General features: G+C 47.3%; 26 protein-coding genes and 2 tRNA genes. 11 read left to right on the forward strand and 17 right to left on the reverse strand.

What is annotated here, in order from left to right:
* Window positions 1-28 precede the first annotated feature (28 nt).
* The 3 genes from rre2 to BWK47_RS01160 all read right to left on the reverse strand — a co-directional run bounded on the left by rre2 (window position 29) and on the right by BWK47_RS01160 (window position 4,629).
* A complete protein-coding gene (gene rre2, locus BWK47_RS01150) occupies window positions 29-1,387 on the reverse strand; it encodes a high salinity-induced biofilm formation responseregulaton Rre2 (RefSeq protein ID WP_162327246.1) in 1,359 nt (452 codons plus the stop codon).
* A gap of 8 nt (window positions 1,388-1,395) precedes the next feature.
* The gene (hik12, locus tag BWK47_RS01155; RefSeq protein ID WP_162327247.1) at window positions 1,396-3,900 is read right to left on the reverse strand and encodes a high salinity-induced biofilm formation sensor histidine kinase Hik12; all 2,505 of its coding nucleotides are present in this window, start codon (window positions 3,898-3,900) and stop codon (window positions 1,396-1,398) included.
* Between the two features lie 192 nt (window positions 3,901-4,092).
* Entirely contained in the window at window positions 4,093-4,629 is a 537-nt protein-coding gene (locus tag BWK47_RS01160) for a GNAT family N-acetyltransferase (RefSeq protein ID WP_237269738.1), read from the reverse strand.
* Window positions 4,630-4,918: 289 nt separating this feature from the next.
* Between BWK47_RS01160 and hemJ the strand changes: the two genes are divergently transcribed.
* Together hemJ and cysH are read left to right on the forward strand one after the other, a co-directional pair.
* On the forward strand, window positions 4,919-5,551 hold the full coding sequence (hemJ, locus tag BWK47_RS01165; protein ID WP_204250443.1) for a protoporphyrinogen oxidase HemJ: 633 nt from the start codon (window positions 4,919-4,921) through the stop codon (window positions 5,549-5,551).
* Window positions 5,552-5,697: 146 nt separating this feature from the next.
* Complete coding sequence (gene cysH, locus BWK47_RS01170) at window positions 5,698-6,447, forward strand: phosphoadenosine phosphosulfate reductase (protein WP_162327250.1); 750 nt, start codon at window positions 5,698-5,700, stop codon at window positions 6,445-6,447.
* Between the two features lie 57 nt (window positions 6,448-6,504).
* Here cysH and hrcA read toward each other — a convergent pair whose 3' ends face one another.
* The 3 genes from hrcA to BWK47_RS01185 all read right to left on the reverse strand — a co-directional run bounded on the left by hrcA (window position 6,505) and on the right by BWK47_RS01185 (window position 8,549).
* On the reverse strand, window positions 6,505-7,641 hold the full coding sequence (gene hrcA / locus BWK47_RS01175) for a heat-inducible transcriptional repressor HrcA (RefSeq protein ID WP_162327251.1): 1,137 nt from the start codon (window positions 7,639-7,641) through the stop codon (window positions 6,505-6,507).
* Between the two features lie 196 nt (window positions 7,642-7,837).
* A tRNA-Ser gene (locus BWK47_RS01180) sits at window positions 7,838-7,922 on the reverse strand.
* Window positions 7,923-7,979: 57 nt separating this feature from the next.
* Window positions 7,980-8,549, reverse strand: a complete 570-nt coding sequence (locus tag BWK47_RS01185) for a shikimate kinase (protein ID WP_162327252.1) — start codon at window positions 8,547-8,549, stop codon at window positions 7,980-7,982.
* Between the two features lie 191 nt (window positions 8,550-8,740).
* Here BWK47_RS01185 and BWK47_RS01190 point away from each other — a divergent pair, with 191 nt between their 5' ends.
* A complete protein-coding gene (locus BWK47_RS01190) occupies window positions 8,741-9,916 on the forward strand; it encodes a transaldolase (RefSeq protein WP_162327253.1) in 1,176 nt (391 codons plus the stop codon).
* A 20-nt stretch (window positions 9,917-9,936) separates the two neighbouring features.
* Here BWK47_RS01190 and BWK47_RS01195 read toward each other — a convergent pair whose 3' ends face one another.
* Window positions 9,937-10,080, reverse strand: a complete 144-nt coding sequence (locus BWK47_RS01195; RefSeq protein ID WP_158299066.1) for a hypothetical protein — start codon at window positions 10,078-10,080, stop codon at window positions 9,937-9,939.
* A 60-nt stretch (window positions 10,081-10,140) separates the two neighbouring features.
* Here BWK47_RS01195 and petP point away from each other — a divergent pair, with 60 nt between their 5' ends.
* The 4 genes from petP (at window position 10,141) to BWK47_RS01215 (ending at window position 12,755) form a co-directional block, all read left to right on the forward strand.
* Window positions 10,141-10,338, forward strand: a complete 198-nt coding sequence (petP, locus tag BWK47_RS01200; protein WP_162327254.1) for a cytochrome b6f subunit PetP — start codon at window positions 10,141-10,143, stop codon at window positions 10,336-10,338.
* A 116-nt stretch (window positions 10,339-10,454) separates the two neighbouring features.
* On the forward strand, window positions 10,455-11,543 hold the full coding sequence (locus tag BWK47_RS01205) for a Get3/ArsA fold putative tail anchor-mediating ATPase NosAFP (RefSeq protein WP_162327255.1): 1,089 nt from the start codon (window positions 10,455-10,457) through the stop codon (window positions 11,541-11,543).
* A gap of 55 nt (window positions 11,544-11,598) precedes the next feature.
* Window positions 11,599-12,243 (forward strand): peptide-methionine (S)-S-oxide reductase MsrA, encoded by a 645-nt coding sequence (gene msrA / locus BWK47_RS01210; protein WP_162329569.1) that lies wholly within the window; start codon window positions 11,599-11,601, stop codon window positions 12,241-12,243.
* 224 nt (window positions 12,244-12,467) lie between these two features.
* Window positions 12,468-12,755, forward strand: a complete 288-nt coding sequence (locus BWK47_RS01215; RefSeq protein WP_010871446.1) for a DUF2288 domain-containing protein — start codon at window positions 12,468-12,470, stop codon at window positions 12,753-12,755.
* Between the two features lie 38 nt (window positions 12,756-12,793).
* Here BWK47_RS01215 and BWK47_RS01220 read toward each other — a convergent pair whose 3' ends face one another.
* Both BWK47_RS01220 and BWK47_RS01225 read right to left on the reverse strand, forming a co-directional pair.
* Window positions 12,794-13,573 (reverse strand): tetratricopeptide repeat protein, encoded by a 780-nt coding sequence (locus tag BWK47_RS01220; protein ID WP_237269739.1) that lies wholly within the window; start codon window positions 13,571-13,573, stop codon window positions 12,794-12,796.
* Between the two features lie 114 nt (window positions 13,574-13,687).
* A complete protein-coding gene (locus tag BWK47_RS01225; RefSeq protein ID WP_162327257.1) occupies window positions 13,688-14,212 on the reverse strand; it encodes a J domain-containing protein in 525 nt (174 codons plus the stop codon).
* A 56-nt stretch (window positions 14,213-14,268) separates the two neighbouring features.
* Between BWK47_RS01225 and BWK47_RS01230 the strand changes: the two genes are divergently transcribed.
* Window positions 14,269-14,874 (forward strand): thylakoid membrane photosystem I accumulation factor, encoded by a 606-nt coding sequence (locus BWK47_RS01230; RefSeq protein ID WP_162327258.1) that lies wholly within the window; start codon window positions 14,269-14,271, stop codon window positions 14,872-14,874.
* Between the two features lie 101 nt (window positions 14,875-14,975).
* Here the strand turns inward: BWK47_RS01230 and BWK47_RS01235 are convergent, their stop codons facing one another.
* The 4 genes from BWK47_RS01235 to pheA form a co-directional block, all read right to left on the reverse strand.
* Entirely contained in the window at window positions 14,976-16,745 is a 1,770-nt protein-coding gene (locus tag BWK47_RS01235) for a hypothetical protein (RefSeq protein ID WP_162327259.1), read from the reverse strand.
* 317 nt (window positions 16,746-17,062) lie between these two features.
* Window positions 17,063-18,001 (reverse strand): glycosyltransferase family 2 protein, encoded by a 939-nt coding sequence (locus BWK47_RS01240; protein ID WP_162327260.1) that lies wholly within the window; start codon window positions 17,999-18,001, stop codon window positions 17,063-17,065.
* A 45-nt stretch (window positions 18,002-18,046) separates the two neighbouring features.
* On the reverse strand, window positions 18,047-18,709 hold the full coding sequence (gene nblB / locus BWK47_RS01245; protein WP_162327261.1) for a phycobilisome degradation protein NblB: 663 nt from the start codon (window positions 18,707-18,709) through the stop codon (window positions 18,047-18,049).
* 40 nt (window positions 18,710-18,749) lie between these two features.
* Entirely contained in the window at window positions 18,750-19,643 is an 894-nt protein-coding gene (gene pheA / locus BWK47_RS01250; protein ID WP_162327262.1) for a prephenate dehydratase, read from the reverse strand.
* A 62-nt stretch (window positions 19,644-19,705) separates the two neighbouring features.
* On the opposite strand from pheA, the gene BWK47_RS01255 reads away from it, so the two are divergent.
* The 3 genes from BWK47_RS01255 to BWK47_RS16775 all read left to right on the forward strand — a co-directional run bounded on the left by BWK47_RS01255 (window position 19,706) and on the right by BWK47_RS16775 (window position 21,676).
* Window positions 19,706-19,777 (forward strand) — tRNA-Thr (locus tag BWK47_RS01255).
* Window positions 19,778-19,975: 198 nt separating this feature from the next.
* On the forward strand, window positions 19,976-21,061 hold the full coding sequence (locus BWK47_RS16770) for an MASE1 domain-containing protein (RefSeq protein WP_204250444.1): 1,086 nt from the start codon (window positions 19,976-19,978) through the stop codon (window positions 21,059-21,061).
* Window positions 21,062-21,103: 42 nt separating this feature from the next.
* Window positions 21,104-21,676 carry a diguanylate cyclase gene (locus BWK47_RS16775; protein ID WP_204250445.1) on the forward strand — a complete coding sequence of 191 codons (573 nt, stop codon included), beginning with the start codon at window positions 21,104-21,106 and terminating at the stop codon, window positions 21,674-21,676.
* Between the two features lie 39 nt (window positions 21,677-21,715).
* On the opposite strand, the gene BWK47_RS01265 is transcribed toward BWK47_RS16775, so the two are convergent.
* From BWK47_RS01265 to BWK47_RS01280, 4 genes are all read right to left on the reverse strand, one after another.
* On the reverse strand, window positions 21,716-22,027 hold the full coding sequence (locus tag BWK47_RS01265) for an STAS domain-containing protein (protein ID WP_162327263.1): 312 nt from the start codon (window positions 22,025-22,027) through the stop codon (window positions 21,716-21,718).
* A 55-nt stretch (window positions 22,028-22,082) separates the two neighbouring features.
* On the reverse strand, window positions 22,083-22,688 hold the full coding sequence (locus BWK47_RS01270) for a glycosyltransferase (RefSeq protein ID WP_162327264.1): 606 nt from the start codon (window positions 22,686-22,688) through the stop codon (window positions 22,083-22,085).
* Between the two features lie 83 nt (window positions 22,689-22,771).
* Window positions 22,772-23,221, reverse strand: coding sequence for a PssD/Cps14F family polysaccharide biosynthesis glycosyltransferase (pssD, locus tag BWK47_RS01275; RefSeq protein WP_162327265.1), 450 nt, complete (start codon window positions 23,219-23,221; stop codon window positions 22,772-22,774).
* Window positions 23,222-23,351: 130 nt separating this feature from the next.
* Complete coding sequence (locus tag BWK47_RS01280) at window positions 23,352-24,392, reverse strand: glycosyltransferase family 2 protein (protein ID WP_162327266.1); 1,041 nt, start codon at window positions 24,390-24,392, stop codon at window positions 23,352-23,354.
* Between the last annotated feature and the right edge of the window lie 306 nt (window positions 24,393-24,698).

Here is a 24,698-nt window from a genome sequence, read left to right on the forward strand (position 1 = left end):
AGCTGCTATAAATTCCAATCATTTTTCCCTAGGCGATCGCCCGGTTACGCCCCTGGGATTTAGCTCTGTACAGGGCTTGGTCTGCTTCACTGATGATTTTTTGCACCGTGTCTGCCATTGTTGGTATCAAACTAGCAACACCAATGCTAATGGTGACGTAATCACTAACCAAGGAATCCTGATGGGGAATTTGTAAAGCGGCGATCGCCTGGAGCATTTTTTCCGCCATAGCTAACGCTTCTTCCCGATCGGTATTGGGCAAAACCACAACAAATTCTTCGCCGCCATAACGAGCCACTAAATCCGTTACCCGCTGGGCAATACTCACTAAAGTTTGGGCCACTTTTTGCAGACAATCATCCCCCTGTTGATGGCCATAGAAATCGTTGTAAGCTTTGAAGTAGTCAATATCTACCAAGATTAGAGCTAAAGATTTTTCCTCCCGGCCATGCCGTTGCCATTCCTGGGCAATGTAAGCATCAAAACGGCGGCGATTGGCAATGTGAGTTAAACCATCAATATTGGCCAATAATTGCAACTGTTGATTTGCCGCTTGTAATTCTAATTCCATCCTTTTTCGATCAGTAATATCCCGCACCGTCACAGCAAAACCATCCCCTAATTTAACCGCCACAAAATGGTACCAATCAGAATTAGCGATAGGAAAATAAATATCTTGGGTTAAAAAAGTACCTGTCTCGACCAAATTAACAAACTGGTCAAAAAGTTTGGGATCTAGGCGCTGTAAAAAACGCTTCAGTAATACCCGACCAATTAAATCTTCCCGGCTCCGGTTAAAAGCTTTGGAAAGAATGGGGTTAATCACCAAACAACGAAAGTCTTCAATTTCTCCCGTTTGGGGATTACGCACAGCTTGCATGGCCGCAATGCCATCTAAAGCCGAATTTAAAACACTGGAAAGTAGGGCCCTCGATTGGTAGAGGACTTCTTCTGCTTCCCGGCGTTTTCTCACCTCTCTTTTGAGAGCAATCCGTTGCCTTTGAATAGTAAACTGACCCTCAATGCGGGCCACCACTTCTTCAATTTGAAAGGGTTTAGTGATGTAGTCTACCCCACCACATTCAAAAGCTTTAACCTTATCAAAGGTGTCACCTAGAGCACTAATGAAAATGATCGGAATATCCTGTAATTCTTCTTCTTGTTTGATCATTTCACAAACTTGATATCCGTCCATATCTGGCATTTTAATATCAAGCAAAATCAAGTCTGGTCGTTTGACCTGTAAGGTTCTAAGGGCCATTTTCCCGCTGGTAACACTCCGCACCGTGTAGCCCAAATTCATTAGTAAATCACTCAACAATTGTAGGTTGTTGGGTAGGTCATCTACCAACAGGATATTTCCCTTTTTTTCATCGGTATTTTCCATAATAATTACTATGATAGCGGCTCAATTAAATCAAGAATTTTTTCAAATTCAAATCTACGTACTAATTTAGTTAGATTTTGCTCCAATTCTGACTCTGAAGCTGGAATTTCTGCTATCAATTTCATTACCTGCTCAGTGTCAGCTTCTAAAAGATAATGGGATAACTGAGTCAACCAATCCTGGGACATAATTAGAAAATTTTCTGGCCTCAGTGCGGTGTCTCCCTGATTATCGTTCTTGTTTGGGGCTGACTCATAAACATATGTTACTCCTAAATGTTTGGTCAAGGCGTCAAAAATGGTATTCTCCCGGAATGGCTTACGGAGAAAATCATCGCATCCCGCCGACAGTACGACCGCCTTTTCTTCCTCTAGCACACTGGCCGTTAGGGCCACCACCGCCGTTGCATTGCCTTTGACCTGACCCTTAATGTATTTAGTTGCTTCATAGCCGTCCATCACGGGCATTCTCATGTCCATAAAGATTAAATGGGGCTCCCAGCTTTCCCACAGGGCGATCGCCTCCTGGCCGTTACTAGCTTCTTCGATCTCAAAACCAAAGGGAGCGAGGAGTTTAATTAGTAATTGACGATTCACACTCTTATCATCCACCACCAGAATTTTATAGACAGGTTGTCCTGGAGTGAGGGCAATAATTTTTTTCGCAGAGTTGGGTTCCCGACTCAAAGTTATTTCCCCCAAATCAACTAAAATCGAAAAGCTAAAGGTGGTCCCCTGGTCAACCACACTACTAACGTTAATATCTCCCCCCATTAACTTAATAAACTGACGGGTAATTGCGAGGCCTAATCCGGTACCTTCCTGGGCATTACGACCAGATTCTGTTTGGGAAAAAGCTTCAAATAAGTGACTCAACTCCACTTCACTAATTCCTTTACCCGTATCTTTAATTGTGAAGTCTAACCAATATTTATTTTTAGGCTCCGTTGATATTTCTGGGTTAATCACTTCCTGTTGTTCTGCATTTCTAAAGTTGCTAGTTAGGACTACTTCTCCCTCCGTTGTAAATTTAATCGCGTTACTGAGAAGATTTAACAAAATTTGTCTGAGCTTAATTTCATCGCCGTAAACGTATCTCGGTAAATCATGATCTCGAATAAAAATCAGCTCGATACCTTCATTGGCCGCCTTGAGATGCAACATATCTTCTAAATCATCCAGAAGAAGATAAAGATCAAAATTATGGCGATTTAAATGGGTTTTACCAGCTTCAATCTTAGAAAAATCAAGAATATTATTGATTAAATTTAATAGATATTCCCCGCTACGTTGAATAATGCCAGCATTTTCGTACTGCTCCATTGGTAGATTTTTGGTACGCAGCATGAGCTGGGAAAAACCAATAATAGCATTGAGAGGAGAGCGCAGTTCATGGCTCATATTAGCCACAAATGTGCTTTTAGCCTTAGCCTCACTTTCAGCTATTTCTTTTGCCCTCACTAGGTCAACCTGTTTTTGTAAGGATTCATTGTATTCTATGAGAATTTTTTCCCTTTGAGCCCTTTCTAATTCCCTTTGTTGATAGAGTTCCTGGAGCTTTTGATTTTGTTCTATTAATATCTGATTGGTCGTAAATAATTGATTTTTCGATCTTTCATTTTCACTGAGGACGGCATTTAAAACTAGGGTTGTCATACTGATGCAAGCTAAAATTGATTGCAATAATAAAAGTTGATCTTTGATAGCTGCTTTTTCTTGGTCTAGGGCAAGAATTAATACCAACAGGGCAGAAACTACAATTGTCAACAGAGAAGATCCAACTTCAGTGAAGCGAAAGGCTGACCAAAGTAAAAAAGGAATCAGTAGATACTCAATGGGATAACCGTTGGCAATAATGTTAACAATTAATAGAATAAAAAAAACAATGCTAGCCGCTTCGAGCCATTGTTCTTGTAGTAGTTTAATAAATACTTTAAAATTATGATTACAAGCAATGATAAAGGGAGTAACAATCAAGAGGGCAAAAGCATCACTCAACAACCAAGTATAGGCAATTTCAGAATATAAGCCGAAAGAAATTTTCTCAAATAAATATAATAAAAATGGACAAATGATTGCAGCAGGAAGACGACTGCCAAAGCAAACAAAAACAATAAATCTAATAATATTCTTAATTTTAGAAAATAGATAATTATTGGCTGTAAGAATGTCACTAAGATAGATTGAAAAAAGATTGACTAAACTGACTACCCCAGTGATCGCCACCGTTAGTATGAAATTAGCAGCACTCTCCAAACCGTGGAGAGCCATAATTTCTCCCAGCAATAATCCCCCAACCATACCCGGCCAGACTTGGTAACCCCAAATAGATAAAAAGCCTACAGCCATACCCGTAGGAATCCAAATGGGCGATGAAGCGGTGCCCGCATAGGTAATAAATAATTGGGAAATATAGATAGTTCCATAGATGGCGATCGCCACTATAATTTGCTTCTGCCAGGACACTGATCGAAAATCAGCCAAACCTTTGAAAACAGGGTTATTGATTTGCATTTTATCTTCTATTTTTTATAGAAAAATACTTAAATCACGGTCTGAGATGACAATAAATTATCCTAATTTTCCAGAGAGACTCTAAACAATTTAAATAAACTTAAGCTTAGTTTTGATTTCAATTTGACAACAGAAGGAGATTGTAGACCCCTCTTTTTGCCCAGAAGCGGGCTTTGGCATTGGCTCCCCACTCTAATGAGTTGGTTCAATGGTTTTACCCATGGCAAATCGACGTAAATTTTCTCCCCCTATGTTAACGGTTTCTTCCGCTATGACCACAAAGCCCCTGGACTCGAAAAAGGGCCGGGCTACCATACTTGCTTTAGTCTTAAGTTCCCTTACCCCGTCAGCGATGGCCAACTGCTCTACTGCTTGCATCAACATAGTGGCAATGCCCAAGCGGGCAAAGGCTGGATGGACAAAAAGTAGGTCCACCAATCCAGCGCCATCATAGCCAATAAAGCCAATAATGGTTGTTCCTTGCTCAGCCACCAGCACCACCATGGCTTCCAGGCGATCGCGCCACCGTTGTAAGTCTGGTTCGGATGGGGCCCAAGCGGTCAGTTGGGCTGGGGAATAATATGTAATGCCTAACTGATGAACAGCCTTAGTGAAAATTTGAATGATATTGTTCAAATCCGAGGGCTGATATGGACGTAGATTGATGGTATTCACTTTGGCTACCTTGGGACGAAAGTTGCCAATCTTTGGCTGAGAAATATTTTGCAATGCAAAGTTAAAAAGCAGAGGGGGTCAGCACCATGGTTAAAATTTTCGGTATCTTGGTCGTTTTAATTGCTTTCCTGGGATCTGGTTGTAATGTAACTGGTTTGATCCCATCTCTTGGTTTCCAGTTTCCACCATTACTAATGCAGAGATGGACGGGTTGAACTAAGTCTCTCCGGGGCTGGGAACAGAACTTTGCATTTGAAGGGACAGTGCAAAATGATTTGGGACTGGGCAAGGCGATATAATGGCCCCCTTGGGTACGAGCTGATGACTCACCCCATTTCTGGGAATGCCCAAGCGCGAGTATTTCTCCCTTCCTTGTCCACCGTCAACGTTTACCATGGCCTACTACTGGTTTAAAGCCTTCCACCTGATTGGCATTGTTGTTTGGTTCGCTGGATTATTTTATTTAGTGCGTCTTTTTGTCTATCACGCCGAAGCAGACCAGGAGCCGGAACCAGCCAAAACTATCCTCAAAAAACAATATGAGTTGATGGAAAAGCGGCTTTACAACATCATCACCACCCCCGGCATGGTAGTTACGGTGGCTATGGCGATCGGTCTCATTTCCACAGAACCAGAAATTCTCAAATCCGGCTGGCTCCACATCAAACTCACCTTTGTGGCGTTACTGTTGCTTTACCATTTTTATTGTGGTCGGGTGATGAAAAAGCTAGCCCAGGGGGAGTCCCAATGGAGTGGGCAACAATTCCGGGCTTTAAATGAGGCACCGACTATTTTGCTCGTGGTGATTGTTCTACTGGCGGTGTTTAAGAATAATTTGCCCCTGGATGCGACCACTTGGTTAATTGTAGCTTTGGTCATTGCCATGGCTGCTTCGATTCAACTCTACGCTAAAAAACGTCGCCGGGACCAAGCACTATTAACGGAACAGCAAAAAGCGGCTTCTGCTCAGAATTAGCTGCTAACGTTGCTGACATGGTGACTGCAACTACCTACAACCAAGGAAAGTTGAGTTTAGGCTAGGCTTCATGCTTACTCCCTAACTCTGTCGCCACTTTAATCTGTTACCCATACTCTTACCTAAATATTTTCCATCACCCACTGATGTCCCATACTCTGACTAAGCTCGATCTACCCACCTTACAAACGGAGCTGGAAAATGCCACCGCCCAACAGATCATTACCTGGGCGGCCCAAACCTTTGGCCCTGGCTTGGTGATGAGTACTAGTTTTGGCATTCAGGCGGCGGTGATGCTCCATTTAGTGACTAGCATTGTGCCCAATATTCCTGTTATCTGGATTGACACGGGCTATTTACCGCTGGAAACCTATCAGTTTGCGGATCAGTTGACCGAACGGCTACAGCTAAATTTAAAGGTTTACCAATCTCCCCTCAGCCCAGCTCGCATGGAAGCTCTGTACGGCAAGCTCTGGCAACAAAAAGACGTGGAATCCCTCAACCGTTATGATCAAATCCGCAAAGTTGAACCAATGCAGAGGGCATTAAAAGAACTAGAGGCGATCGCCTGGTTGACGGGGTTAAGGAGGGATCAAACTCGGCACCGTCAGAATTTGAAACCAGTGGATCTCCAGGGTAATCAGTATAAAGTTCTCCCCATTTTGGACTGGAATTCTAAGATGGTTTACGAATATCTCACCGCCCACGATTTACCCTACCATCCGTTTTTTGACCAGGGTTACGTCTCTGTGGGGGATTGGCATTCTAGCCGGCCCCTGATGGCCCACGATGAAGATGAAAGGGATACCCGTTTCCACGGCCTCAAGCAGGAATGTGGCTTGCATTTGCCCTTGTCCCCGGAAGCCGGCCAAAGTTTGGATTCCAGCGCTTTGTAGGGCGGCTAGTAATGTCCTAACTCTTTACCAATTTGCTGTTCAGAGGTTTGCTTGATTTTAATTTTTGCTCAATGCTTCCGATAAACATTCAGCGGCCTTTTCCACCAACGGAATGGTTTGCTGATACACCATGCGGGTAGGACCCAAAATGCTCACACTGCCCATGGGAATCTCTTGTTGGCGATAAATGGCGGACACCAACGTGCAAGGATGCATGGATTCCAGCGGGTTTTCTGCGCCAATGCGGATGGTCACCACTGGACGGGTTTTAGGAATAGTTTCCCCGGTTAGCAAATTCATTTCCTGACCCAAGTTAGCCAGATTATCTCCATAGTTATCGGGGTCGAACAGCAGGGAAAATAATTTATCCTGTTCCTGTTCTAACAAAGACAACAGCATTTGTACCTGTTCCAACTGGGAAAACTCTGGTTGTTGGATTACCTTAGAAACCCCATGAACCACTAAGGGGCCCGCCATGCGCCGTTGCAGGAGGGGCTTGATTTGTTGTTGTAAGCCTTTGAGAAAATCGGCATAGATACTAAATTTTTGGTCTAGCTCTTGCCAATTTAAATGGCTCAACTCAGAAAGGTTTTTTCCCCGCAATTGGGCATTGAGAAAGTTGGAGAAAATTGCCAATTCCTGTTCCAATTCTCCCTCTTCCTTTGCTTCCATGGCAGCGGGTAAATCTAGGGTAGCGGAATGGGTATGATAGCTGTCGGTCACCAGAATAATTAATATCTGATGGGACGGTAACAGCATTAACTGTAAATGCCGCAATTGCACCGTTTCCGTTTGGGGAAAAGTAATCAGGGCGATATAACCGCTCAAGCCTGCCAAAATTTGCCCCATTCTTTGAATTAGGGCTTCAAAGTGCCAATTATCACCGTTAATTTCACTTTCTAACCGTTGTTTAACCGTGCGGCTCTGGCGATCGCTCCAGGTCAAAAGATTATCAACATAAATGCGGTAACCGGAATCGGAGGGAACCCGCCCGGCGGAGACATGGGGTTGGTAGAGTAAACCCGCTTTTTCTAGTTGGCCGAGGGCATTGCGAATGGTGGCGGAACTGACAGCAAATTGATATTCCTGGGCCAGGGTCTGGGAGCCCACAGGCTCGGCGGTGGCGATGTAGTGCTGGACGGTGGCGCGGAGAATTTGCTGATGGCGATCGTTTAAGCGGAGGGGCTTCACCATTGTTTCCTAAATTGCGGGCTAAAGACTAGATGTTAAAACGGTTGTTGTCGGGATAGATAAATTGGGTTCAGAGTTAAAAGTCTATAAAGGATTCTTAAAAAAATTAGATTATAAAATAATTACCCAGGATTTGCTTGGGCCGTTGCTAGTGTGCCCTGGATTATATCCCATCAATTAAAAGTGAAAGTTAAGCAAGCGGAGAGGGTGGGATTCGAACCCACGTTGAGTTTCCCCAAACCCGATTTCAAGTCGGGCGCATTCGACCACTCTGCCACCTCTCCAGGGGGCTAAAGATTAGTTAATCATCTTACCATGGCCGTCCTAGGGACATTGCCCGGTCAATTTTGTTCGGCACTGCATTGGGGTTTAAGCAGTCCTGGAATAGTGGCCAGTAATTCTCCGGCGATCGCCAGAGGATCTTGATCTGCTTGCAGGGGAAACCGGAGATCCGCCTGGGCGTAGAGGGGTTGCCGTTGAGTCAATAAATTTCCTAGCCGTTCTTCGAGATTTTCCACCTGGAGCAGGGGTCTTGCTTCATCTCCCTGGAGCCTCGACAACAGTAATTCCAGGGAACCATCAAGCCAAATGACTAGGCCATGGTGTAGATAACTCCAATTTTGTCGCCGGAGAACTACTCCGCCCCCGGTGGCAATGACGCTTCTAGTTTGGGCCGCCAGATGTCCCAACACTTCCGTCTCCAAATCCCGGAAAGTATCCTCCCCATCCTCCGCAAAAATGTCGGCGATCGCCTTGCCGGCCACCCGCTCAATCAACACATCCGCATCGAAAAAACGGTACCCCAACTGTTCTGCTAACAATGGCCCGACGGTGGATTTACCACTGCCCATCATGCCGATCAGAAACAGGTTAACGCCTTGTAATTGTTCTTTGATTAAATCCTGGGCCATGGCAAAAGTTACAGAGGTTGAAAAATAGTGAACAGTAATTGGATGTTAGTCCCAAGCCAATTTGCCCCCTAGGGTTCGGCAATGCATCGGCGTTCCCTAGCTTAAATTATCTTGATGTCCAAAGAAGGCTCGCTTTCCGGAATCACCATTACCATTGGAGGGAAAGACGTTGAACTTGTTTAATCGCCATTATGGGTAAGAATCTCCTCGAACAACTGCGCCAATTTACAGTGGTGGTGGCCGACACCGGCGACATCCAAGCCATTGAAACCTTTACCCCCAGGGATTCCACCACTAATCCTTCTTTGATTACGGCGGCGGCCCAGATGCCCCAGTATCAGGAAATTGTGGATAGTACCCTGCTCAAAGCTAAGGATGAAGCCGGGGAAAATGCTTCTATTAAAGACATTGTCCGATTGGCCTTTGACCGTTTGGCGGTGGCCTTTGGCCTCAAAATTCTGCAAATTATCCCCGGCCGGGTCTCCACGGAAGTTGATGCCCGCCTTTCCTACGACACGGAAGCCACCATTGCCAAAGCTCGCTACCTGATTGGGGAATATGCCAAAGCCGGCATTGATAAAAAACGCATTCTGATCAAAATTGCTTCCACCTGGGAGGGTATTAAGGCAGCAGAAGTGTTGGAACAAGAAGGTATTCACTGTAACCTCACCCTACTATTCGGTCTCCACCAGGCGATCGCCTGTGCCGAAGCCAAAGTCACCCTAATTTCTCCCTTTGTGGGGCGGATTTTGGACTGGTATAAAAAATCAACGGGTAAGGAATATGACAGCCACGAAGACCCAGGGGTACAGTCTGTTACCACCATTTACAACTACTACAAACGCTTTGGTTACAAAACTGAAGTGATGGGGGCCAGCTTCCGTAACATTGGCGAAATCATCGAATTGGCCGGCTGTGACCTGTTGACAATTTCCCCCCAACTGTTGGATCAACTGCGGAACACCGAAGGGGATTTACCCCGCAAACTCGACCCCGCCACGGTGCCCCAGGACATTGAAAAAATTGCCATGGACAAGGCCACCTTCGACAAAATGCACGCCGAAGATCCGATGGCCTCGGAAAAACTGGCCGAAGGCATTGCCGGTTTCACCAAGGCTTTGGAGGTGTTGGAACATTTATTGGAAGAAAGGTTAAAAGTTCTCGATGGCCAAGAGCACATCAAACATGGGGCAGAGGAAATTTTCCATGCCTATGATCTAGATGGGGACGGTTTTATTACCAGAGAGGAATGGGCCGGCACCGATGTGGTTTTTGATGCCCTAGACCGGGACCATGATGGCAAAATCACCGCCGCTGAAATGTCCGCTGGGTTGGGAGCCGCTTTCCGTTTAGCCTCTGTGGGTTAGGTGTTCTCAGGGCCCAGTCCTTAAAAGTATTGGGGAAAACCATCCCCTCTTTTGCTGTCCTCAACGGGGCTTTTTGCCATGGCCGCCGTTGTAGTTTCTCCCCAGTTAATCACAGCACCATTATTTTGCTGAGTTGCCCTCAGTTTGGGGGCGAGGGAGGGCACAGATTCCGCTAAACTGGGGGGGATTGCAATGTTTCTTTACTTAACCACTATTTAAGCAATATGACGATTGAAATAGGTCAAAAAGTTAAGGTTTACCGTCTGCGGGACCGGGTTTCCCCCGATGTGGTGGGTAAACTAGGTAAAGTCGGTGTTGTTAGGGATTTTAAAATGACCGATGGCAGTGGTATTGGAGCGGTGGTTTCCTTTGATGACCGCACCGCCACCTGGTTTTTTGAGGATGAGCTCAAAGCGATTTAATAGCTGGTTTTGCTCTCCCCCATTGGTTTTGACTACTTTTCCCGATTGCCGTTGAAGTGTTTTTACGGTTTGCTTCGGGAATCTTTGTTATTTTTGCTGGATTTTAGGAAATTGCTGTGGCATTAGTTCTAACTTTTTTAGGAAAAGGTGGCGTTGGCCGGACCACGGTGGCGATCGCCGCGGCTAAAAAACTGGCCCAAGCAGGGCAGAGGGTGCTAGTGCTAGGGCAAGATCCTAGTTTGGCTTGGCAATGGGGGGTAACCCTGTCGGAAACGGCCCAGGGGGTGGAAGGCAATGTTGATGGTTTACTGCTTAGTTCTACCCACCTGCTGGAAAGGGGCTGGGAAAAACTTAAGGAAGTGGAAGCCCAGTATCTGCGATCGCCAGCGCTGAAAAATATTTACGGCGAAGAATTAGGGGTTCTGCCCGGCATGGACGAAGTGTTGGTGCTCAATGCCCTGCGGGAATACGAACTCAGTGGCCGTTATGACGTGCTGATTTACGACGGCCCCGGTAACCTTTCCACCCTGAGGATGTTGGGGATTCCCGAAATTGCTAGTTGGTATTGGCGGCGTTTCCAGAAAGTGTTGGCCGACTCGGAAGTGGTGCAGACCCTTTCCCCGTTTGTGCAGCCGGTGGCCAGTGCGGTGCTGAGTGTGAACTGGAGCCCCGACCAAATGCTCAACCATCCCGATGGCCCGCAAAATTTGTTGCAACAAGGTAAAGCGGCGATCGCCGACCCCAATCGGTTTGCCGCCTATTTGGTTACTAGCACTGATTCCCTGGCGCAAAAAACAGCCCAAAGCTATTGGGGTGGGGCCCAGCAAGTCGGAGTAACAGTAAAGGGCGTGATTCAAACTCCCTTGGGTAATGGCAGTTTAGATGCGAATTTATTTGATCCGTTGCCCATTGCGGCTCTACCAAGTTACAACCAAGGTAACTGGCAACCCCTGATGGATGCGCTCCCCAATCCCCAAGCCATGGGGTCGGCTCCCCGACCATTGGAAATTGACGTTAACGCCCGCCAGGTGAAGGTATTTTTGCCCGGTTTTGATAAACGTCAGGTGAAATTAACCCAGTCTGGGCCGGAGTTAACCATTGAAGCGGGGGATCAGCGGCGCAACATTGACCTGCCCGGTAATCTACGGGGTAAGGCGGTGGCGGGGGCCAAATTTCAAGGAGGATATTTAATTGTTAGTTTTTAGTGTTAACTTGACCCAATCCCTGCGTCGGCGTGGTTTTTGGTTCACCCTGGCCCTGGTGGGGTTGGCGATCACCGTGGGTAGCTTTCTCATCAGTCCTTTTTCCAAGGTTATTCCCGACCCAGTGGTGGACATTAACCCGGTCTCTACAACGGCAAGGGGCACCGAAAAAGCCGTTTTTGCCGGGGGCTGTTTTTGGGGACTGGAAGCCATGTTTGAGGAAGTGCGGGGTGTTAAGGATGTGCAAACCGGCTACAGCGGCGGCACTGAAGCCACGGCCAACTATGCCAGGGTGAGTGGTGGCGGCACGGACCATGCGGAATCCATTGAAATTGTTTATGACCCCGCCCAGGTAAGTTACGGCGAACTGCTGAAAATTTTCTTTTCCGTCGGCCATGACCCCACCCAAGTTAACCGCCAGGGCGTAGACCAGGGTCGTCAATATCGTTCGGCCATTTTTGCCACCACTCCTGAGCAAAAGCAGGTGGCCCAAGCTTACATTGACCAACTAGAGGAAAGTCAGGCCTTTGACCAGGCGATCGCCACGGAGGTGAATGACTTTGATGCCTTTTATCCAGCGGAGGATTATCACCAGGATTTTGTCCAACGGAATCCGGCCCATCCCTACGTGTTAGTCCACGATTTGCCCAAACTCCGAAAATTTCGTCAGCAGTATAGCGATAAATTAAAAGTCCAAAGTTAGGGGTTAGTAAACCTTGTTTAAATCAAGACTTACTTTTGTCTAGTTATAAGCAGTCTAGGACGATCACCATGGTCGTCCAGCAAGGGTTTAACAAGGCCCTAAATGACTGTCAATCCACTCTCAGCCCCTCCTTTAATAGGCAAGAAAATTGGCAAAAGCGACCTTCAGAAGGACAAAAATAGTGGGCTTTGGCTAACTACCAGAGAAATTACTGAACAAAATCAATGACCGATATTCAAAAACAGTTACAAGAAGAACTAGCCCCCATGGATTGGGGCACCATTATTCCCCACGCCAAGCGGGATGCGGTGATTGTGGTGGATAGTAGTTTAGATTTGCTCTCCGTTGGTCTGGCGATCGCCAAGGATGAAGTTAACCAAGTCAACCATTGGATTAGCGAATTATTGATCCATAAGCCCACGGAGAAGGAATTGACCGATTGGAACGATGATCCAGAACGGGAATTTCAAACCCTGATTGTGCAACCCTATGTGTTAGTACAACCCGGTTGAATTGAGGGTCTTTAACTACAGGTCTTAAAAAGTACAGCCTAAGCATCAATGGCCCGGATTTGGGTGAGGATAGCTTCCGCTTTTTGGGCCATGTCCTTTTTCTCTTGGGCGTTGAATAATTCGGCGGCCTTGGTTAAATCGGCGATCGCCTTGGGTTCATCTCCCAGACGATATTGGGTTAACCCTCGATTGAAATAGGCTTCAGCGGAGTCGGGATCCAACTGAATGCTTTGGTTATAATCCGCTAGGGCTTGTTGGTCTTGCTTGAGACGATTATGGGTCAACGCCCGGTTGTAATAGGCATTGGCATGTTGGGCATTAATGCGAATGGCATCGTTATAGTCGGCGATCGCCGTAGTTTCATTGCCTAATTGGGACTGGGAGTTACCCCGATAAACATAAAAGTCCGCATAGTTGGGATTAATTTCGATGGCATTGCTGCAATCTTGAATGGCTTTGTCGTACTGACTTAATAAAAAATAAGCATAACAACGGTTACCCAGGGCATAGGCAAATTCAGGATTTAAACTAATGGCCTGGTTGTAGTCCGTAATGGCCGCCTGGTATTGCCCCAAAACGTGCTTGGCATAGCCCCGGTTGTAATAGGCATCGGCGTCCTGGTCATTGAGTTTGATGGATTCGGTAAAATCGGCGATCGCCCCGGAGAAATTTTGCGCCGCTAGTTTGTCCACCCCATCGTTGTACCATTGCACCGCTGACTTGGTTTGGGCCAACACGGGCAAGCTCAAGCCCCAGGCAAAGGTTAAAGCCATGACGGTGAAGCGTTGGGACCAGGGAAAAGGATGGGGGGATGCCATAGAATTTTTCAAAATTAACATCAGGTCAATGGGCGGAGGTGGTTAGTTGGCCTAGATTAGGGCAATCTACTCGCCATGGGCAATGGAATTCGTTTGGAATGAAATTAAACTCCCTTAGTTAATGAACCATGGTAACAAGCTGGGAATTACCAATGGATCCCCCCTCAGCCAGGCAATTAACAGGGCCAAGGCCAAACAGCCCCCCAGGGTTAAACTCAACAGAGCCAGCGCAAAAAACTCCCCCGCCGACAAAGGGCGATCACTAGCATCCAAATAGGCGGAATTTCTTCCCAAGCTTGTTGATGCGGCCGAATTTTGCCCTTGGAAGGGATCCGGCGGTACCTGAATCACATTCCAGCGGGAATAGCCAATTTGCAAGTCGTACACAGAACGGCGATCAGGATTGCTCAATACAGCATAAGCCTCATTCAAGCGCTGAAATTTGACCGTGGCAATGTCTGGGGTTAATAGGGTAGTGTCTGGATGGTAGCGCTTGCTTAATTCCCGGTAGGCTCGACGGATGGCCACCGGGGAAGCGGCGGGGTGTAGTTCCAAAACACCATAATAACTGTCGGCAAAAGGAGAAGGGGCCACTCCCGGTCGGGATCGAGATTGGGTGGAATGGGGATTAGAAGACACGGGAAAGTTTACATTGGGAAAGACTTTGCCCTATTTTAGACTGAGTTTTTTCCACGATGATTATGTCTGTGTGTTTGCCATGGCTGGCCCGTTGTCGCCGCTTTCTCATAGTTTCCCTTGCTTTTGCTATGTTACTGCTGGGAATCTGGGGCACTCTGCCCTTTTCCCTGTCCGATCACGGTACGGCGATCGCCGCTTTGGAAGATGACCGTTACGATGGCAATATTTTTGTTGTATATGCCGGCAATGGTTCCCTGGTGCCGCCCCGCTTAAACCTAAGAGAATCCTTTGAACGCAAATTACCGGTTATTTTGGTTTATTACCTCGATGACAGTAAAGATTGCAAACAGTATGCTTTCATCGTTTCCCGTATGCAGGAATTTTACGGTCGGGTTGCTAGCATTATTCCCGTTTCCGTTGACAGCATTCCCGACCAAAAGCGTTTCCGTCGCGATGAGCCCGGCTATTACTACAGCGGTGGCGTACCCCAGACGGTAATTCTAGATAAAAGCGGCAAAAAAATCTTCGACGCCCAGGGAGCACTTAAGTTTGAACTAGTGGATGATGTTCTCCGGGATTTATTTGATTTATTGCCCCGTTCCGAGTCCGTGGAACTGAAACAGCGTACCTATAACGAATTCAATAGTGAATTAGTCGATTAACCCATTCTTTCCGACAACAAAAAAACGGATAGGCCCAGTAAAGTTAGTTGGGTTTATCCGCTTTAAGGTCAATTTGTTACCGGAAATTTAGGGGAAAAAGTTTAGGGGTCATGGTCGTCCGGGCCGAAGTCAAAATCGTCTAGGGAAGTTGAGATTACAGCATCGGCACCGGGGGAACTGGTGTCACTCAACAAGGCATCCAAGTCATCTAACTCGCTACTTCCACTGGAGGGGGCTTCTCCGAGCATGTCCGCTAAACCGGGAAAAAGATCATCATCCTCGTGTAACTCAGCTTGGTTTGCATTGCCTTCATCGGTTTGCAGTAGGGCCAGCAGATCGTTGTCAGAGGAATTGGGATCTTCATCTAAAATATTGATGAAAGGATCTCCCCCATGGGTTTCCGGGTTGAGCTCCAGCAGGTCAGGAAAATCACCACTGCCCTCCCCTAATGTCTCCATGCCGACAAAACCGGCGCTGATGGGTTCTTCATTGGAAAATTCCGGTAGGAACTCATCCTCATTCTGTCCGGGAAAAAGCTCCGTCTCTTCTGTTTGCAATTCCAAAAGAAAGTCGAGGTCATCGGCTTCAGCGCCCCCATCCCCCGGCAAAATCTCTTCAGTGGTTAGCTCAGGGGCTGGAGTGTCTGTGCCCAGACTTGCCAGTAGATCTTCAGACAGATTTAAGTCATCACCGGAGTCGGATGTGAAGGAAAGATCGTCACCAAAGTCTTCCAATTCCCCCAGAGTCTCAGTTTCCGCCGGGGTTTCGCTGAATAAAGGGAGTTCAGGGGCTGACTGTTCTTCGGTTAACTCGGCTAAAAATTGATCACTACTTTGTTCCGTTTCCGCCGCTTCTGGTGTTTCCACACCGGATAGCTCTGCTAGTTGTTGTCCGGGGTTGGTGATGCCCTCATCATTGATATCAGGCAATTCCGTTGCCAAGTCCATGGGCTCAAAATTTTCTTCCCCACCACCAAAGTCCATATCTGGTAGGGAGGCTTCTGCGGGGGCATCAACCCAGTTTTCCAAATCAGCTTCCGCCTCTACCTCGGTGGTTTCAGTGGGGGGAGCATCAAAGGGGGAAAACGTTTCTTCCTCCACCATGGGTTCCCCTACTGGCCCCTGGTAGTCTAAAAGTTCGGTTTCCAGTTCTGCTGTGGGAGGAGCATCAACCCAATTCTCTTCCTGTTCTGGAGTAGTTTCCGCTATTTCAGGCGTTTCTTCCGTGAAAGTGGCCTCCATGAATTCTGCTACGGGTTCGGCCGCCGGAATAAATTCTTCCCCTGGGACTTCGGTAAATTCGGCGATCGCCGGAGGAGTAACATCGGCACCCAAGGATTCCTCCTCGGCTAACGGTTCTTCCTGCTCTTCTACCGAGGGTTGGGCTTGCTGAAGCGATTCAATTTCAGCCTGGTATTGGTTCTGGAGGGCTTGGATTCTGGCTTGGTGTTCCTGCTCCATGGCCAACAACTGAGCTTGCAGGGTGGCAACTTCATCACTCTGGTCGAGGGGCTGTTGCTCCTCTGCCGGCCCGCTTTCCCTGAGGGACTGGAGCTCATCTTCCAAAGCTGTTTTTTCTGCCGTCAACTGGGCCAGGGCCGCCGCTTGGGCTGTTTGAAGCTCGTCTAACTGGTTACGATGGCTGGACTCCAGAGATTCCAATCTAGCTTGGAGGGCTTGGGTTTCGGCTTTTTGGGCTTCCAACTGAAATTGGAGAGTTTCGGTATCTTCACTGGCACTTTTGGCACGGCCCAGTTTGCTTTTGGTGCTATCCAACTTTTTCTGAAGTTTGGTAACCAGGGTGAAATAGGTGCCGGCAAAACCAACGACTAGCCCAATGATTACCGCCAACACCAAAGATAAAGTTTCCATGTAATGTCTCCAAAGTGACAGTTAAGTTAGAAAATACCCATTCCGACCAAGGAGCTCAGCAGTAACGGGTTGTTAGTCTGGTTGACCAACGGGAAAAATCAGTCTTTGTTGAGCTGAGCTAAAAGACTCAATTCACTGTAACAGTGTGTAACTAAATTGAATGAGCAAGATTAGCTTAAATGATAGGGAATTTTGGGAAAGCGATGCTCCTAAGTCAAAATTTCTTAAGAATTACCGCCGCAAGCCACGAAAAATTTGTCGGTATTTTACCCACAAACGTTGCCAAACCTATTAGATTTGCATTACTTCAACTTGCTTTAATGGGAGCTTTGACTTTCTGCAAAGGCGGCATATACCCCTTGAACGTTATACCAATTGAGGAAAATTCGGGCAATTTCTAGGGCTAGTTGGGGGCGATCATGGTCAATGAGCCATTGGAGGAGTGGGGCCATTGTTTTTTCATTCAAGCGTCCCCCTAAGGAGAGTAATCCCCATAGAAACCAATGGAGCCGAGTCATTTGAATCATCAGCCGCACTTCCCAGGTGGGATGTTTTTGGTAAAATAAAACCCCCATACGCCCCCGTTGTATTTCCTGGTCGATTAATTTGGGGATTTGTTGCAAACTGAAGGGAGGATGCCAATGATAGCCCACTGCCCGGGGGCATTTAACGAGTTTTAGACCTAAATTTTTCAGTCTGACTCCCAATTCCAAATCTTCCCAGCCATACAGTTGAAAGCCAGTGTCAAATAAGCCTGCTTCTAGTAACCATTGCTTGGCGATCGCCACGTTGCCAGTGGCAAAGAAGGCGGCGGAATAATCAGTGAGTTTGTAGGGTTCCGATTGGGGAGAGTCAAAGTTACAGGTATTGACCACGGCCCCATAGGTAAAAACCCGGTCTGAATTGTATTGTTTTTGGCCCCGTTGTAAACCTTCAGCATGGGCTTGGAGAAAAATGTCCGTCACCACCAAATCACTGTCAATAAAAATGATGGTGTCCCCGGCGGCTTCCTTAACCCCAAGATTCCGGGCGGCGGCGGGCCCCTGGTGGTCCTGTTCCCAGGTTCGGACATGGGGAAATTCCTGGCAATGTCCATCTAGCCAGGCTAGGGTGCCATCGGTGGAGCCGTCATCCACCACCACAATTTCGTAGCCTGAAATTAAGGTTTCGTCAAAGGTTTGTTGTTCCAGGGCCCGTAGGCATTTTTCCAGGATCGGCAGACGATTATAGGTGGGAATGACAACACTGAAAAACATAAATAAACCCAGGCATTTTCAAGGGACCTTCCAGCTTAACCTAGCCTAGGCGGTCAATAATTCCCGGGCTGTGTTCGCCACTTGTTCCACCTGATCCTGAGCCAACTGTTGCAGTAGGCTTTGGCGATCGGGATGTTCTAGATGACCCACCGCCAGGGCTAAACGGTAGCGGACTTGCCAGTCTTCGTCTTGTACTAAGGATGCAAGCAGAGGTAGGGCTTCCGGGTTGCCCAATTCTCCCAACGCACTGATGGCCGCCGTTCTAATCAAGCTATTCTCAGAGCCAAGAGCGATTTTCAGCAGGTCGAAGCCCCGGCGATCGCCCATTTCCCCCAGGGTGGCCACAATGCTCATCTGCAAGAGCCATTCAGGAGTTTCCTCGTAGGCTTTTTGCAAGTCAGGGTAGGCGGCGGTTAATTTTAGCCCCCCAATCACGTCGGCGGCCACGGATTGCACATCAATTTCCGGGTCGTTAAACAGGCGATCGCGCAGGAGTTGCAATGATTGTTCCAAATCGGCTTTACCCACCGGATCCAGTTGACTAACAGCGGCATAGCGGATGCGGGGATTGGCATCGTTAACCAAAGGTTTCAGCAGGGGAAAAGCTTCGGCCGGCTCCAGGGCCCGCAGTTGATTCAAGCCCCGGACTTTATCACTAAAATTATCCGAATCCAGTAATGCTTTGATGGCGGTGAGGGAATCACTCATAACAAGATTGGAAAAATCAACTAAGGGCTAGGGTTAGGAATTAAGACGGGCTAGACCAGCCTGGTGGATGGAAATGCTGGAGGTCTGCCAATTGTAGGACTTTTGTGGGGTAGCTGCCAAAAATTTTAAGCACTTCTGTGTATTGCTTTAGTTTTTCCAGGGCTTCCTGGAGTCTGGGTTCCGTTTGGCTGGCTTCTAAATCCATAAAGAAAACATATTCCCCCAAAGACCTTTTGGTGGGGCGGGATTCAATGCGACTCAGGTTAATATTCCTCTGGGCCAGGAGTTGTAGGGGGGCTACTAGGGCCCCGGGCACATTGCGGGGAACACTAAAGGCAAGGGTGGTATGGCTTCCAGCAAGATAACCCTCTGAACTGATCGCCCAGAAGCGAGTGCAATTGTCAGGATAATCTTGAATGTCAGTTTGTAGTACAGGAAGATCGAATAGGGTGGCGGCCCTAGGAGAGGCGATCGCCGCCGCTGTGGGGTCATCACCAATAATCTGAATCGCTTCAGTGGTGGAATTCGCCGGCACCAAACTTACCTGGGGAAGATGAGCCCCCAACCATTTCTGGCATTGCCCCAGGGCTTGGGGATGGGACACAACCTTGGTTAAATCCGCCAAAAGTTTTCCCCGGCTGAGCAAAACATGGGTAATGGGCAGCACTAATTCCTGTTGTATTTTTAAATTTTCCGCCGCCCAAAGGCAGTCCAGGGTAATGGCAATGCCCCCCTCCGTCGAATTCTCCACCGGCACGATCGCCACATCCACCAAGCCTTGGGCCGCCGCCTCCAGGGTTTTGCCAATGCTGGGACAGGGAAAAAACTCCACCGCCTGCCCAGTGCGCTCCTGATGCTTTTCCCCATAAACCAGGGCGACGGTTTCCGTATTGGTTCCCCTTGGCCCCAAATGTGCAACGACCAATGGCAGCATAAATTCTCCCCAGGAAAGCTGGTACAGAGAATGCTATCATTTTACAGTGGAATTTAGGTTGCGCCGAAGTAGCTCAGTGGTAGAGTAGCTGATTCGTAATCAGTTGGCCGTGGGTTCAAATCCCATCTTCGGCTTCATTGTTTAGCCCGCCTGCAAAATTTTTCCCTGATTGTTCCCTACCTTTTTATAGAACAGATAATTTTTAGGACAGATAAAAAGTCTAAGCAATTAGGCCTATACTTATTCTAATGTCGGGTGCTATACCACAAAGCCCTCGACAAGTTGGCACACTGAAGCGTCGGGAAATTTTAAGCTGTGGGGGCAGTGCAATTATGGCCAGACAGGATTACTGGGTTCCAATTAATCGCCATGAACTAATTCGTTGGTTTAAAGGGGGTAACAGTGCAAGTTTTTTGCAAAGTCCTCTCTTCCACAACGTTATTTTGAACCTTTTAGTAGCTCTGTTTTATGTTGTGGGAATTAAGCTGAGTGACCAGTTAGTTAGCACCCTACTGCCAGGAAGAATTGCCCCTGTTTGGTTTCCCTCTGCCCTCACCTTTGGTGTGTTTTTTCACTTCGGTCATTGGGTCACCCCCGGCATTATTCTCGGTTCAGTACTGGGTTTAGTTTCAGTACTGTCTACCTTTGATCCGCCCCCCAGCATTGCTCAATTTCTTCTGCTCGAAACAGCCTTTGCTGTTGCCAATACTCTTCAACCGTTTGTAGGGGATCTCTGGTTAAAAAATAAACTGAGATCACTTGCTCAAAAGGAATCTGTGACGATTATCAAGAACAGTGACAGCATACAAGAACCGTTGTCCATTCTCAATCCATTCCAAAGGGTTTCCACCACCCTTGCGTTTGTTCAGGGGGCTATAATTGGTCCGTTTTTGTCAGCGGTCATTGGCGTTACCACTTTACTTTTACTGGGAATTGTTGCCCGGGAAAACTTCTTCTACTCTTGGATAACTTGGTGGTCTAATAGTGTGCTGGCAATTATTGTTTTTACGCCAGTTTTAATTACTATTCGCTTCTATCGTTTTCGTCGTGATCATCTGTTCAGCACCAAGCTAATTGTCTCTATCTTTTTAACCTTTTTAGTTTGGTTTTTATCGTTTCATCAAACCTATCCGATCGCCTACATGTTTCTACCACTGATTCTATTTGTGGTCTTTCATTTTGGCGATTTCTTTGCTAGTGTCTTCGTTGCCTTTTTTGCCTTTTTCGCTATTTTTGCCACTGCCCAAGGCCAAGGCTTATTCTACCATGACTCCGGCAATAATTCGGTCATTTTCCTCCAGATGTTTACGGCGGTAATTTCCATGACGGCACTGTTTTTTTCCGCCATTATCCAGGAAAAGAAAATCGCCCAACAGTCCCTCTCCCGGGCAGTAAAAAATTTAGAAAATGAAGTGTAGAAAAGAACTGAAAAGTTAGCTTCCGTTAACAGATCTTTGGAATTGGCCAATGTTGAACTCGGTAAACTAGCCCACATCGATGGCCTGACCCATATCCCCAACCGTCGTTACTTTGAGCAACAATTTGCCGAAGAATGGCAGATTTTCCTCCAGAAGGACAAGAGTCTAACGGTAATGATGGTGGATGTGGATCATTTCAAGCTCTATAACGATCATTACGGCCACAGCCAGGGAGACATTTGCCTCACTGAGATTGCCCAAATATTGCAGAGTTGTATTCGTCAGCCAGGGTCTGATTTTGTTGCCCGTTACGGAGGGGAAGAATTTGTCTTAGTTTTGCCGGAGGTGGACCAGTCCGGGGCGATCGCCATTGCCCAAAGAATTAAAAGTGCCCTACAAACCAGAAATATTTCCCACCACGCAGTGAATCTAGCCGGCAATGTCACCTGTAGCATTGGCATCGCTGTGGCCCATTCTAGATTTGCCAGTAGCAAGGAAACCTTGCTCAAACAAGCAGACCAAGCTTTGTATTATGCAAAACAGGCAGGCAGGAATCAATATTTCCTCTTCAACCATACTGAGGAGGGAGCTAACACGATTCACGGTCCCAGTTGACAATCACTTGAATGCGAACAACAACTACAACAACTAGCCTTACAACAACGACAAAATCGGGAATAGACCATCTAGCTTGGAAATCTCTAGAACAATTTTCCATTCCGGAGAAACCGAGGCCAGAGCAATGGTTTTACTGATTTTTCTTGCCTGATGCTGGGCTGTGGCTAGGAGAATCAACAAATTACTATGGATGGTTTTTACCTGCCTCAAATCAATAATCAATGTGGAGAAAGGGGCATGGTAAATCCAGTCGAATATTTCGTGGAGGGTAATCTGCTCCGATGGGCAATAAATTGGTTGATTAACAACTTCTAGGTAGGGGACTGGGGCTAAGGAGGAAGTATTCATGGTGGAGTGTTGGTGGGGTGAACAATATCGTTAGGGAGAGGATGTCAACGGCAGATTACCTGGGGGAAAAACATTGACCCTGCTGGGTTAAATCTGGCAGACGGCGGGCTAGGCCCTTAGCAAATTCGACTACAGCATTAATCCACCCTGGATAAACAGAACTTGTGCGACGTGGGTGAGTAGTCTGGGCAGTCTGGGTTAACCACTGACTAGCCTGGCCGTAGTAATGACTGGGGGCCGGGACGACAACGTGGACAGGATTGGACAGAAACCGCACCAAATCACCGGGGGTATAGGCAATGGGCACTCCTTTTTCGGCTAAAGCTTGAGCCAGTTCCACTTGATGATCATCTACATGTTCATTGAACCCATGGCTACGGGGAACCAAAATAAAGGGTTTGTTTAGTTTGGCGAGAATGTCAAAACTGCCTTCTCCACAGTGGGAAATAATTAGTCGGGCCTGGTCTAGCATGGCCTTAAAATCTGCTTCCGGCAAAACTTGATATTTTTCCCCTCCTTGGGGTAGAAATGTACAACTGCCATATTGAATTAGCACTTGTTCCTGTTGGGGATTAATAAATTGCTGTTGAATCAGATAATCAATCCATTGGAGGAGACGATTGAAGGAAAATTTTTCTGTACCGACGGTAATTAAAATCATGGCTTAGATGGTGCTTGGGAGAAGTGACAGGCTAATTGAACTTAAATAAAAAAATTGAAAAATAATCAGATCACTAATACTTACTAGGCTGAAACTTTGATTAACTTGGCTTGGGGATAACGTTGTTGTAACTGTTCCCATTGCACGTAGAGCACATCAATACAGGGCAGAATTAATTTGGCAGAGAGGCTGAGGTCATTAACCCTGGTGAAGGATTCGATAAAAACAGTTTTAATGCCTAACAGCTTGGCGAATAACAGGAATGGCACCGCGACCCCTGCCCCAGTGGTGATTACCATGTCCGGTTGTTCCTGATGGATAATGCGGGCGGCTAAACCTAGATTGCGACAGAGGTTGGGGAAATTTCGGTTGGTGGGGCCAAAGGCCCAATGGACTTTTTCCTGGGCGAGGTAGTTGCGGGTGGTGGCGGTGGGGAAGGTGACCCATTGGCGATCGTAGTTTTGCCAAAAGGAAGCTAGTTGACATAGGGCATTGAAGTGGCCGCCGCTGGAGCTAATCAGTAAAAGTTTCATTGTCTGCATCCCATTGATGGTGGGGGCATACCCCGTTTTCCTTAATTTTCAGTATTAGGGGGGCATGTTTACAGTCGTGTTTACGCAATTGTCTAACCTAATGCTTCTGATAAAATTCCGGGTAAATTCCCTAGGTCGGTTGGGAAGAAACGCTGGCTTCCCGTGCAATTTTTCTCGCCTGCAGGGCTCCGGTAACTTTAATGGCGATCGCCTCCATGGATTGATAAAGACTGGGGGGACAGATTTTGAGCAAACAGGCAGCGGCAATGGTCAAGCTGGTGCGACGGGGTTCGGCCAGAATAATTTGCCAATGGGTCCTGAGGGCTTGGCTCAATAAATTCAGGGCATGGTCCGTGTCTTGGAAGCGCACTGCCCGCCGGGCCAGGTAACGCAATTGATAGGCCTTGGCCGGTTTCCCCCATCGGGCCACCAAGGCCGGTGCGTACTGGGCAGTTTTTTCCATTACCTGGAGCCAAGACTGGAATTGTAACTCCACATCCGCCGACAGTCCTTGATTATTAACCCGGTAGAGAGTTAACGCCGCGGGAATACCTTCTATCACCCAATCGGTCACTATGGCAATGCGAATCCAACACTCAATGTCCTCCGATCGCAACCGGAAAGCTTCGTCAAAGTAACAGAGCTCGGGAAACCCATGGCGATCGTCTAAGAAACTAATATCATCCAATACCTGGCGGCGGATGACTGGAGCAGAACCGTTGCCCACAGGATTACGGCAGAGGAGATGCCCCGCATCAATGTCTTTTAACTTGGGCATTTGGTGGATCCCCAGCGGTTGACCTTGACCGTCAATGAAGGAAGAACGGCTAAAACTCACTCCGATGTGGGGATTTTGGTCGAGATGCTCAACATGGCTGGCTAATTTTTCGGGCAACCAGAGGTCGTCCGCATCCAAAAAAGCGAGATATTGTCCCTGAGCGTTGCGAATCCCTGTGTTACGAGACCCCGCTAGTCCCCGGTTTTTCTGATGGATTAGTTTAATCCTTGGATCCTGAAACTGACGCACGATCGCCGCACTCTGATCGCTGGATTCATCATCCACCACTATGAGTTCAAAGTTGGTATGGGTTTGGGCCAGCACAGAACGGATTGTATCGGCAATGTAGGCTTCGGTGTTGTGGAGGGGAATAATCACAGAGACTAGTTTCATCGTAGGCATCCTCGGGGCAAAACATTTTCCATGACCCCCATGGTGGAGGATGGGGATCTACGTTCCCGTTGACGCCAATGTTTAACTTCAGGGCAAATATGTCTAACTTCTGATTGATAGTCCCCAAATGCCCAACCCAATAGGGTGGAATGCCATACCGACAAATAGCTAAAATGAATAACCCAATCGCAGCAAGCTGCGGGGTATCTAGATAGGAAAAAGGGTCATCTGTTGTACACGAGCCTTCTCCTTTTCATCTCCTTGTTCTTGAATATAGCGCCTGACAATTTCGGTACTTACGCCATC

It is taken from the genome of Synechocystis sp. CACIAM 05 (assembly GCF_010222815.1).
Taxonomy (GTDB): domain Bacteria; phylum Cyanobacteriota; class Cyanobacteriia; order Cyanobacteriales; family Microcystaceae; genus Synechocystis.

What these genes read in the sequence shown, in the direction of transcription:
- petP (WP_162327254.1), top strand. Translation starts at nt 10,141, where the DNA reads ATGACGATTGAAATAGGTCAAAAAGTTAAGGTTTACCGTCTGCGGGAC.
- hik12 (WP_162327247.1), bottom strand. Translation starts at nt 3,900, where the DNA reads ATGCAAATCAATAACCCTGTTTTCAAAGGTTTGGCTGATTTTCGATCA.
- pheA (WP_162327262.1), bottom strand. Translation starts at nt 19,643, where the DNA reads ATGCTGCCATTGGTCGTTGCACATTTGGGGCCAAGGGGAACCAATACG.
- hrcA (WP_162327251.1), bottom strand. Translation starts at nt 7,641, where the DNA reads ATGGTGAAGCCCCTCCGCTTAAACGATCGCCATCAGCAAATTCTCCGC.
- BWK47_RS01215 (WP_010871446.1), top strand. Translation starts at nt 12,468, where the DNA reads ATGACCGATATTCAAAAACAGTTACAAGAAGAACTAGCCCCCATGGAT.
- BWK47_RS01240 (WP_162327260.1), bottom strand. Translation starts at nt 18,001, where the DNA reads ATGTTTTTCAGTGTTGTCATTCCCACCTATAATCGTCTGCCGATCCTG.
- BWK47_RS01230 (WP_162327258.1), top strand. Translation starts at nt 14,269, where the DNA reads ATGATTATGTCTGTGTGTTTGCCATGGCTGGCCCGTTGTCGCCGCTTT.
- BWK47_RS01265 (WP_162327263.1), bottom strand. Translation starts at nt 22,027, where the DNA reads ATGAATACTTCCTCCTTAGCCCCAGTCCCCTACCTAGAAGTTGTTAAT.
- BWK47_RS01280 (WP_162327266.1), bottom strand. Translation starts at nt 24,392, where the DNA reads ATGAAACTAGTCTCTGTGATTATTCCCCTCCACAACACCGAAGCCTAC.
- BWK47_RS01235 (WP_162327259.1), bottom strand. Translation starts at nt 16,745, where the DNA reads ATGGAAACTTTATCTTTGGTGTTGGCGGTAATCATTGGGCTAGTCGTT.
- nblB (WP_162327261.1), bottom strand. Translation starts at nt 18,709, where the DNA reads ATGAGTGATTCCCTCACCGCCATCAAAGCATTACTGGATTCGGATAAT.
- BWK47_RS01270 (WP_162327264.1), bottom strand. Translation starts at nt 22,688, where the DNA reads ATGATTTTAATTACCGTCGGTACAGAAAAATTTTCCTTCAATCGTCTC.
- cysH (WP_162327250.1), top strand. Translation starts at nt 5,698, where the DNA reads ATGTCCCATACTCTGACTAAGCTCGATCTACCCACCTTACAAACGGAG.
- rre2 (WP_162327246.1), bottom strand. Translation starts at nt 1,387, where the DNA reads ATGGAAAATACCGATGAAAAAAAGGGAAATATCCTGTTGGTAGATGAC.
- pssD (WP_162327265.1), bottom strand. Translation starts at nt 23,221, where the DNA reads ATGAAACTTTTACTGATTAGCTCCAGCGGCGGCCACTTCAATGCCCTA.
- BWK47_RS01220 (WP_237269739.1), bottom strand. Translation starts at nt 13,573, where the DNA reads ATGGCATCCCCCCATCCTTTTCCCTGGTCCCAACGCTTCACCGTCATG.
- BWK47_RS01190 (WP_162327253.1), top strand. Translation starts at nt 8,741, where the DNA reads ATGGGTAAGAATCTCCTCGAACAACTGCGCCAATTTACAGTGGTGGTG.
- BWK47_RS16770 (WP_204250444.1), top strand. Translation starts at nt 19,976, where the DNA reads ATGGCCAGACAGGATTACTGGGTTCCAATTAATCGCCATGAACTAATT.
- hemJ (WP_204250443.1), top strand. Translation starts at nt 4,919, where the DNA reads ATGCCCAAGCGCGAGTATTTCTCCCTTCCTTGTCCACCGTCAACGTTT.
- BWK47_RS01185 (WP_162327252.1), bottom strand. Translation starts at nt 8,549, where the DNA reads ATGGCCCAGGATTTAATCAAAGAACAATTACAAGGCGTTAACCTGTTT.